At 57.1% G+C, this 9,517-nt stretch carries 9 protein-coding genes; 6 read left to right on the top strand and 3 right to left on the bottom strand.

What is annotated here, in order from left to right:
• Nucleotides 1-130: 130 nt before the first annotated feature.
• Nucleotides 131-739 (bottom strand): GNAT family N-acetyltransferase, encoded by a 609-nt coding sequence (locus tag CVS27_RS19950; protein WP_103467596.1) that lies wholly within the window; start codon nucleotides 737-739, stop codon nucleotides 131-133.
• A gap of 343 nt (nucleotides 740-1,082) precedes the next feature.
• Between CVS27_RS19950 and CVS27_RS19945 the strand changes: the two genes are divergently transcribed.
• From CVS27_RS19945 to trpS, 4 genes are all read left to right on the top strand, one after another.
• Nucleotides 1,083-1,421 carry a PadR family transcriptional regulator gene (locus CVS27_RS19945; RefSeq protein WP_103467595.1) on the top strand — a complete coding sequence of 113 codons (339 nt, stop codon included), beginning with the start codon at nucleotides 1,083-1,085 and terminating at the stop codon, nucleotides 1,419-1,421.
• On the top strand, nucleotides 1,418-2,365 hold the full coding sequence (locus CVS27_RS19940; protein WP_103467594.1) for a hypothetical protein: 948 nt from the start codon (nucleotides 1,418-1,420) through the stop codon (nucleotides 2,363-2,365). Before CVS27_RS19945 ends, CVS27_RS19940 begins: the two co-directional genes overlap by 4 nt.
• A gap of 1,167 nt (nucleotides 2,366-3,532) precedes the next feature.
• Nucleotides 3,533-4,003 (top strand): GNAT family N-acetyltransferase, encoded by a 471-nt coding sequence (locus tag CVS27_RS19930; protein WP_243400294.1) that lies wholly within the window; start codon nucleotides 3,533-3,535, stop codon nucleotides 4,001-4,003.
• Between the two features lie 342 nt (nucleotides 4,004-4,345).
• Nucleotides 4,346-5,386 carry a tryptophan--tRNA ligase gene (trpS, locus tag CVS27_RS19925; protein ID WP_103467591.1) on the top strand — a complete coding sequence of 347 codons (1,041 nt, stop codon included), beginning with the start codon at nucleotides 4,346-4,348 and terminating at the stop codon, nucleotides 5,384-5,386.
• Between the two features lie 168 nt (nucleotides 5,387-5,554).
• On the opposite strand, the gene CVS27_RS19920 is transcribed toward trpS, so the two are convergent.
• Together CVS27_RS19920 and zapE are read right to left on the bottom strand one after the other, a co-directional pair.
• Nucleotides 5,555-5,950: a hypothetical protein gene (locus CVS27_RS19920; protein ID WP_103467601.1), complete on the bottom strand. Its 396-nt coding sequence runs from the start codon at nucleotides 5,948-5,950 to the stop codon at nucleotides 5,555-5,557.
• Nucleotides 5,951-6,546: 596 nt separating this feature from the next.
• Nucleotides 6,547-7,599 (bottom strand): cell division protein ZapE, encoded by a 1,053-nt coding sequence (zapE, locus tag CVS27_RS19915; protein WP_103467590.1) that lies wholly within the window; start codon nucleotides 7,597-7,599, stop codon nucleotides 6,547-6,549.
• A gap of 296 nt (nucleotides 7,600-7,895) precedes the next feature.
• Here zapE and CVS27_RS19910 point away from each other — a divergent pair, with 296 nt between their 5' ends.
• Nucleotides 7,896-8,309, top strand: a complete 414-nt coding sequence (locus CVS27_RS19910; RefSeq protein WP_243400293.1) for a hypothetical protein — start codon at nucleotides 7,896-7,898, stop codon at nucleotides 8,307-8,309.
• A gap of 117 nt (nucleotides 8,310-8,426) precedes the next feature.
• Nucleotides 8,427-8,963, top strand: a complete 537-nt coding sequence (locus tag CVS27_RS19905) for a hypothetical protein (RefSeq protein WP_133163007.1) — start codon at nucleotides 8,427-8,429, stop codon at nucleotides 8,961-8,963.
• Nucleotides 8,964-9,517 lie beyond the last annotated feature (554 nt).

Here is a 9,517-nt window from a genome sequence, read left to right as displayed (position 1 = left end):
TTCATCCTTACATGTCAGCGAGAGTACTGATGGACCAGAATGTGGCGCCTACTTTCGAACGCGTCCGTAGAGCGTTCCCGCTACGGACAGGCGGTCTACGAGCCGGTTACTTCCAAATGGACGTTGAGAATCAGCGTTTTTTCGCGAGTCGCAAGTCCAGCCCGCTTCGAACCTGTGGCCATTCCGAGGCAACGATCGAGAAGATGACGGTATCTCGGAGCGAACCATCGGCCATGCGACTTGTCGCACGCAGCACCCCGTCCTGCTTCGCACCCAATCGGGCAATCGCTTCACGGGACTGCATATTCATCCAATGCGTACTGAACTCCACGGCAACGCAATTAAGTGTTTCAAACGCATGACCGAGCAGAAGCCTTTTGCTGTCCGGATTCGTTCCGGTTCCCTGCGCACTGGCTGCGTTCCAGGTGTAGCCAATTTCCAGGCGTGGCAGATCGGCATTGATGTCGCAGTACGTGGTCATGCCAATGATCTTGCCTGGCTCACCGGTAACAAGGTCGTTCAAACGAGTCGTAAACGGAACCATCGAGCCATCTTCCTGCATGGCCAATCGACGCTGAATCTCACCACGCATTCCCTCGGGGCGCGGTACCGCGGTGTACCAAAGATTCCACAGTTCGCCATCGGATGCTGCTTCGACGAGTCCGTCGTGGTGGTCCTCGACCAGGGGTTCGAGAGTGACGTATTTTCCACGGAGCGTTATTGGGGAGATCCTAGTCATGTGGAAACTTTATCTTCCTGGCAGGCAACTTCTGCGTAAAGGGATCCCGCCCGCAAGTCGGCCAACAGTTGCGTGACATTTCAGCATCCGGCCAACGAGCCTGGCATGTGTCCCGCAGAGCGTTCCACTTGCGGAAGGGCTAGACGTTGAGCTTCATGTTTCTGGGCATCGAAAATCGGGCAGCCGGTCAGCGAGGCCTATGGGACGGTTTGCCAACGTCTACACGGGACACCCCTTTGGGCACAGCGGGCAGCCTCGTTGGGACCGTCGGAGGCGGTCTCGTTTTGATTCGACACGGCCTACCATCCCCCTGATAGTCATATGACTTGAATATAGTGAACTCATGACTAAACGAGAGATGAGAGAGCCAACCTTTATGGTCCTCTCGGTCCTGGCTCAGGGCCCCCAACACGGCTATGCACTACTCGGCGAGACGAAAAAACTGTCCGGTGGCCGCGTGACCCTGCAACCAGGCACGTTGTACGCCTCTCTCGACAGGCTCAAGGAAGAGGGACTAGTCCGGGTAGTCCGAGAAGAAATCGTTGACAGCCGCATGCGCAGATACTACGAACTCACAGACACCGGAGCGGATGAGCTAACCGAGGAAGTACAACGGCTGGAGGCGAATGTGAAAATCGCCAAGGCCGGCCTCAGCCTCCGCCCTGCAGGAGGAGTGGCATGAGCGAGCCGACCAGCTCTTTGGAGACCACCTACCGGCGCACACTGCTGGCCTACCCGGCCAGCTGGCGCAAGCAGAACGAAGGCGAAATGGTAGGAGTGATGCTGGATCTTGCCGATCAGGAACAGCGCACCAAACCCACGGTTGGTGAGTTGGCAAACCTTGTCGGATCAGGACTGGCCACCCGATGCGAACGCCTTCTGGGATGGGTGCCGGCGTCCGGACGAGACCGGATCGCCTGCTTCTCGCTGATTATCGCCTCTTCTTTGGCCACGATCATGCTCGTGCTCGGCGAACTCGGACGTTGGTTCCGCTTCAACAGCTACCCACCCGGCCCTGGACTCTTCGGACCCTTCACTACCCCAGCGTCGCTCACCTACCTGTTGATCCTTGGCGCATTCATGGCGGCTTCTCTCGGTTGGCACGCAGCCCGCAGAATACTTTTGGGCCTGGCCATCCTCACAGCCGTTTCGATACCGCTCATATCCTCGGCAATCGGCGGTGTTGTCACCGTCGGCTGGCCAGTTTCCGCCGTTTTCGTTGGCGCCAGCGTGTTGAGCTTGCCCGGCGACCCCACAAACACGGTCCGCCAGCATAGGGCTCTCGTTCTGGGTGCACCCCTGGCCGCTGTGGCATTCGGGTTCAGCAGCTATATGCAGGGCGGGGGTGCACAAAAGTGGTTCTACCCCGGGGGTGTCGGCATGGGCGCCGATTTCCTCGCCTTCGCGGCCGGCTGTCTCCTAGTGTCAGGGCTATTGACGTTCGGTGTCCCCGGACGATGGAAACCAGCCGCCGTATTGCTCGCCATTGGCACGCTTACCCTACCCATCAAGGTCCTCTTCATGGCCCTCATCCCCAACAACGCATGGCCAACCCTGACAGCCGTCTGCATTACAGCAGCCATCTTTATAGCTTGGCAGGTCCGGCAGGCACAAACCAGAAGTTGACACTCCGCTCCATAGTCAGCCACGAGCCTTCCCCAATCAATAACCCAATATCGCTGCAATGATCCATTGGCCAGCAAAAAACTCAAGCGTCCCACAAAGGGTTCCTCATGCGGATCGCGAAGTTAGCTAATCGCAACTCATTGATCTACTTTTTGCGTCGGTTGAACATAAACATTGCGATCAGAGCGCATAAAATACCGACAATTCCGCCCAATATTATTGCTGTAGACAATTTGAGTCTCCTGAGTGGTAGTCAGCTAGTCAGCTGGATAGATGTATCTGCTACGGCCCCGAAATCCGCTCCTCCGACAAGACCAGGTGGCAATCTAATGACGGCGGCCCATCGTCCTTTGCGCAGGATTGGTTCACACCCTTTATGCATGGTGCGGTGGCAAGAATTTGACCTAAAGTGAACCATACGCATGCCTAGGGAAGGTGTCTATGGCTTCCCTAAGAAAGTGCAATGATGCAATTTGGCCACCAAGAGTGCAGGTGGTGTCCCGCAGCAGGTTCCCGCTGCGGTCCCCTAAATGCACTGCCGATCAGGGATCGGCGCGTCCCCGTGGCCGTGGTCGGGGTTCATGTTCCATAGAATGAAGTCATGATCTTCTCCGTGGTATTTCTCTTGGCCTGCTACGTTCTGTTGATCAATGTCATCGTCCGGTGTTCTTATGGCCGCATTGGCGTCAACGGTTTGGCAGGCATTCGGATTCCTTCAATCATGGCGACCGAACAGACATGGATCGCCGGTCACCAGGCCGCTAAAAGGCCTTCTCTGATCGGTATCTATGGCGCCATAATATTCCTCCTTCCGACCCCTTTCGTACCGGGGAAACCCTGCAGGTGACGTTTCTGCTCGGATCGTGCATCATCATGCTCATCGGCATCATCGTCGGAGCTTTCGCAGGATCGAAGGCAGCAAAACTTGTCCTAGCGGCGCAGCACTAGCACCGACGCCTCTCGACCGGGAGCAAACATATCCCGGTGAGCGTTCCCCAAAGGGGGAAGCGGCGACGTGTCGCGTGCCCTTTTTGATTGACCTCACTGAGAGTTCGGCAATACTTGAAAACAGGCTAAGCGTGAGGGGTGAATTGAAGGATGACCGGTAGCGGGTTTGCTGATTACTTACCCAACCAACGTCCAGATGGCACAGTGTTGGCTGGGACCGTGGACATCCGACTGGCCACGAGTGGTGACATCGATGCGATACGTGACATCGACACCAAAGCGGGCCGATCACCTGCTGCCGTAGTGGCCTTTGCCGCGGCAATTCTTGACGATAACCGACTGGTTGTTGTCGCATCCGTCGATGGCAGCATTGTCGGGTGGGGCAAGACTCACTTCTGGTCGTACGCCGACGGGCAGGCACCCGGCGGGCACTACTTGGGCGGAGTTACAGTACTCCCCGAGTTCAGGCGTGACGGGATAGCCCGGGCATTGACCCAAGTGCGATTGGACTGGATCTGGGCACGCGCAGACTCGGCTTGGTACATAGTCAACCCATCCAACCAGGCATCGATCGATCTCCATCGTCAGTGGGGGTTCGCTGAAGTTGCCAAGGCTGCGAAATTTCATACGACCAGCTTTACCGGCGGCGTGGGGTTGCTGTTGCAAGCGAAACAGCCAACGGAAGACTGAGAAATGCGATTCCTTCGGATTCCTACGACCATCCCTTCCTGAAGGCGTTGGCAAGCTTGGTCAACGGCGCAGCTCAGCAGCAGCTTGTCCCAGTAGACGTTCCCGTTGCGGACGTGAAAGCTCCGTCGTCGCCTTGGAGGAACACGACAACATGTCATTGCCGAATTGTCTGAGACCAAGGGGCTTAGTATGGGGAACATGAACCTGAACCGCATGTCTTGGTGGTGGCTGTCCTAACAGCCGGTTCAATCGTGTCCGCGGGCTGTACAGCAGCCCGCGAAGACTTTCTCTCCGCTATCCGCAGCGCTGTGCAGCCTCCCACGCTCAGATAGAGGAATAGCCATGAATTCATTTGCAACAACACAACTGCGCTCAACTGAACTAGCTCAATCCATTTCCGAGGCACCCCAAAACTACCGGGTCCTCACGGGCGAACGCCCAACCGGACCACTACATTTGGGGCACTTCTTCGGCAGCATCGTGGAGCGTTTGAGGCTCCAACGAGCCGGGGTCGAATCCTTCGTGATCCTGGCCGACTACCAGGTGATCACGGACCGCGATCTAATGCCCCACGTGCGTGAGTTCGTGCACGGGGCTGTTTTGGACTACCTGGCCGCGGGCATGGACCCTGAGCAGACCACGATTTTCACCCACTCGTCGGTGCCGGCCCTGAACCAATTAATGCTGCCGTTTCTCAGCCTGGTCACCGAGGCCGAATTGCACCGCAACCCCACGGTGAAAGCCGAACTAGCGGCATCGGGACGCGCCCTGAGTGGGCTGCTGCTCACCTACCCGGTGCATCAGGCAGCCGACATTCTTTTCTGCAAGGGGAATCTGGTTCCCGTGGGAAAGGACAACCTGCCGCATATCGAGATGACACGCGTTATTGCCCGTCGTTTCAACGAACGATATGCCACGGTTTTCCCAGAACCAGAGGCGCTGATTACCTCAACCCCCGAGGTGCCGGGTCTTGATGGGCGCAAGATGTCCAAGAGCTACGGCAACGCCATTTCGCTGGGTATGTCACCGGATGAGACCGCCCAGGTTATTCGCCGCACCACCACGGACGCGGAACGTAGAATCACCTTCGACCCCCAATCGCGCCCTGGGGTATCGGCGCTCCTTTCCACTGCCGCCCTGTGCATGGGCGAGGCCCCAGAGGTGATTGCAGAAAGGATCGGGGATTCAGGAAGTGGTGCGCTGAAGCAGCTAACCGCTGAGGCCGTCAACGACTTCCTTGCCGGTCATCGAGAGCGCCGGTCAGAATTAGCCGGAGACCCCGGATACGTCAGCCAGATCCTCAAACGGGGCAACGAACGAGCCAATCATGAGGCAAACCAAACCCTCGATGAAGTGCGTATGGCCATGGGCACAAACTACTAGCACCCAACAAGCATGACCATCTGCGGCTGTTCATCTCCGCAGCTGCCGGGCGGTTCAACTCAAATTCGTTGCGCAGACGTGAGCCGCCCGGGCAACCGGGGTGTTAGCCAGCGAGTAGCGGCAGACCGTCCCAGTCAAGGTTAGTCGACCGGGCAGGCTGCATGTGCTTCAGATCGCCATCGCGAGCACGCCATATCCCATCGCGATAAGGAACGACAGCACGGCAAGAACAAGCGTGACAGGCACCATCGTGCAACGCTCGGGCTTGCTGCGCGAGATGGCGTTCATCAGGATGCCGAGCACGAAGTAGGCGAAGATCACCCACATTGCGATCTCGGCGAACGGCGAGGGGAACACGTCTACCGCTCCTACGCGGTCCCACGCGATCACGGCGATCAGCACGTAGATGATGATCGATACCGCACTGCCGATGCGCAAACGCTCCGGAAGTACGCGGTGCCGTCCACCCCACGCGAAGCGGCCGAGCGGAGCACCGAAGACGAGCGCCAATTGGAAGGCCGCCAATAGTGCCAGGACGACTGTGAGCGTAAGCGCGAAAGGCATAGAAGTACTGTAGCGGGCAGACCTCGATTTAAGGATGTGTCGAGAGCCGCCCTCCACCCGAGGCGGCCCCGGCGCTACAAACGACAGCACCCGCATGCGGATCCCCTTGCGGGCTGCCCCCTGCGCCAAATAGCGCTGTGAAAACGCCGCCATCTATCACTGCAAGTCACAACCTCAAGTTGACATCTTTTCCATTGGGAGAGTGTTTCGCAGGGTTTACGTCTTGTTGGGGTATGCCCCAGCTGGACGCGGGATTGCCCCTGGCGACGTGCTCAGGAGCGTTGGACCTCCAGGGGTCAACTCTAGTGACTGAATTGGAAGAGCGATGGGCTGGACTTCAGAAGAAGCTGCCCGTTTAGGGTTCCACTTATGGGCACCGGGGGCGATATTCAGCGCTGCGAAAAAGCCGCCATTTATCGCTGCCATCCACACCCCAAGGGGGATGCGGCGGGGCAGATAGCTGACGGCTCCGAGCTCGTGCGTCGCTGGGCAGTGAGGCGAACATCTTAAGGACAGGCTTGGATGTGCCGCGAATTTCGGCGGGTGGAATCCCACACCGGCCAGCTTGGTCATTCTCACCTTTACACGAATCGCCATTATTTTAGTATTGATTCGTTGTGGTGCCGTAGTTGTGAGAGCCTGCTGATGGTGCGGTCAATGTCGAGGGGCCCTCTCGATGTGGCTGCCAGTTCATGAATGGGGGCTGTAGCGATGAAGGTGACAAGGATCTGCCTGTCATAGAGCACGTCGATCAGGTTTGCGAATCGTTGCGCGGGTTCCCTGTCAAGCTCCGTGAGGCTTGGTATGTCGCTGATCAGCCATGTCTGGTGGCGAGCAGCAAGGTCGAGGTAGTCGCTGCTGCCTGTCTTGGACTCACACAGGTCACTGAATCGGAACCAGAGTAGCTCATGGTCTGCTTGTACAACATTCAGCAACCGTCCGCTCACGGTGACCGTCGCAGCGCTACTGGCTCCGTGAGTTGACAGCCCGAGCTCACGATATTGCGCTGCGGTGCCTGGACTCAGCCATACTCCGGAGGAGAACCCTTGCGTGTGCTCTGAATCCAGCCTGTAGTCGCGCGTGCCACGAATCTCCAAGACCTCAAGCTTCTCAGCGATCACCTCGATGGTGGGAAGAAACATGTCGTGAAAGAGAGGGTTGGGAAGCAATCCATCTGGCGGATAGTTCGACGTGACTATCAGCCTGATCGGTCGCGCAAAGAGTTCTAGCAACATCCGCCGAATAAACGTTGAGTCGCCGACATCATGGACGTGGAACTCATCGAAGCAGAGTACATCGACCTCGTTGAGAAGCTCGTCGAGGGCGCGCTCTATCGAGTTCCCTTTCTTAGTAATAGCCTGATGGAGTTGATGAAAGAACTCGTGGAAATGTACGCGCCTTTTGCGAGACGATGAGATCGCCTCGTAGTAGACATTCAAGATCCAACTCTTGCCACACCCCACGGGTCCCCACAGGTAGAAGCCATGCTCGGCAGATGCCATAAGGGCCCCAATCGCCTCACGCTGCGCTTCATCGATTGTGAATCCCTCGGAGATGGCAGCACGCTCGAAAACTTCGACTGTAATACTTTCGAGTGGCGACGGATGATGCCTTCTCTTCGTCAGCCAATTCCGTTGAAACCAGCTCATCTCGGACTCCTTTGTTCACCGCCCAGTAACCTCTATAATTATAGAGGCAACTTGAAAGGGGCCCAAAAATCTCACGAACTACATTGAGGCGCGAACTTATCTGTGAGGCGGCTGTGGAGCTTCTTGCCCGTGGGGGTGGCCATGCCGTTAGTCATCAAGCTATTGATCGCCACTTGGCTTTGCCTGCCGGATCAACGTCCTACTACTTCAGGACCCGCCATGCACTTTTGTCCGCGACGATCGGGTATCTAACGAATTGCTCGCGCGAGGCATTTGAAACTGCGCAACCTGAGCGAATGGCGACTCCTGATGCCGCATCAGCAGTAATTACGTCGCAACTCGTGTTACTCCTCCACGAGCGACGAGGACACTCGCGCGCTCGGTACGCACTGATCGTTGAGACCGCCGAAGATCCCGAACTCGCTGACCTTCTCTCCGGGAGCTTGTTCTCCTACGAGAGAGCAGTCACCCTGTTCCGAGCCCTCGGCCTGCATGAACCACAGCAAGCCGCAGCAGACCTGATTGCTGTCCTCGAAGGACTCCTTTTTGACCGCCTGTACGGGCGTCGGCGGCAATCCGAAACGACGACGCTCAAAGCACTCCAAGCCGAACTGGAACGCCCGATCCAGCTACTGCTCTCCAGCTTTGTATATGACGGCCAGAGGCACTCAGCGGGCACGTCACCGTCATCACAGAAGTTCCGTTCATAATGTGCCCGTTCAGGGTTCCCCTGCAGGACGGATTCATAGGCTGACGGATCCACGCAGCAGTCGATCTGCATCTTCTGCCCCCTAGCGATCCGCTGGGTTCCGGCATAGCGTGGCAAGATGACATCCCCCGAACGGTTCATGAACGAAATGCCGCAGCCTGAGGCCATTGTTGACCTGGTCGAAATAGCGGTCCGACATCCCTGGCCCAAGAATCAATCCGAAAAGGATGCCTTGTTGAAGCGTCTGGGGTGGGGCCACGGTATGAAGTCTCCCGCGAATACTAACGATGCTCGTGACATAGCGGATCATTTTCACCTGGAAACAGGCGATGACGGCCCTCCGATCTTTGCTACTTCGCGGGAACTTGACGGCCTTATGGAATCAATCCATTTGCAGCTCCGACTGGATTCGGCACTGCCAGACCCCCAAACAACCCAGTGCTTCGACGCCATTCTCAGTCAACTTACTGACCTCCACGGCGAACCAACCATTCCATGGCACGGCCAGAGAGGCCTGCGGAAGATGTGGAACGTCAATGGCATCGACATTGACGTCACCTACAACGACAGCCGCAGCTCGCTCACGATCTGTATTCAGGACGAACGATTCTTTGCCGAAGTGGAAGCTTACGCCCGAGCCAACAGCAGGGAATGAGTTCCGCATCCTTCAACGGGTCCTTCGCCTAGTCACCGAGTGCCGCAGGCTGTCCCGTCAAGGGTTCCACCTACGGACGCCACCAGGTCTGTGCAGACGAGTATTGAAATTTGTGCAGACGACTTCTGAAAATGACAGCCCGTCGCCATTCCGCAGTAGCTGATCTGCGGGCAGTGATGGTTGGCAGAATTCACACAATTCAATCCAAACACGCATCCACTCCGAAGTATCTCTGTGGAAGGGAGCCCCTCTCATCATTTAGGACAGCAGGGCTGCCCCTTAACATAGGATTTTGACGCATGAAATTTGGTTCGGGTGAATTCAATGGGTTTTGGCCTTTCATTGTCGGACCAGCACGGAGGCCGGAAGAGCTTGAACGGCCCCAGCCCGACTCGAGCCCTCAAGCAGAAGCGCCGCCTGACGCTTCGGAATTCCCCAAGGATTAACGAGTGGCCATATTCAGACCGCGAATCACCATGACATGTGTGGTGCCACGGCGGCGGTTCCGGTTGTGAGACGGCCAACGTCTCAAACACTTGCTTGACAGTGCTTTA

Source organism: Arthrobacter glacialis (assembly GCF_002909445.1).
In the GTDB taxonomy this organism is placed as follows: Bacteria; Actinomycetota; Actinomycetes; order Actinomycetales; family Micrococcaceae; genus Specibacter; species Specibacter glacialis.
Note: the sequence above shows the minus strand (reverse complement) of the source record. Positions and strands in the feature narration are given on the sequence as shown.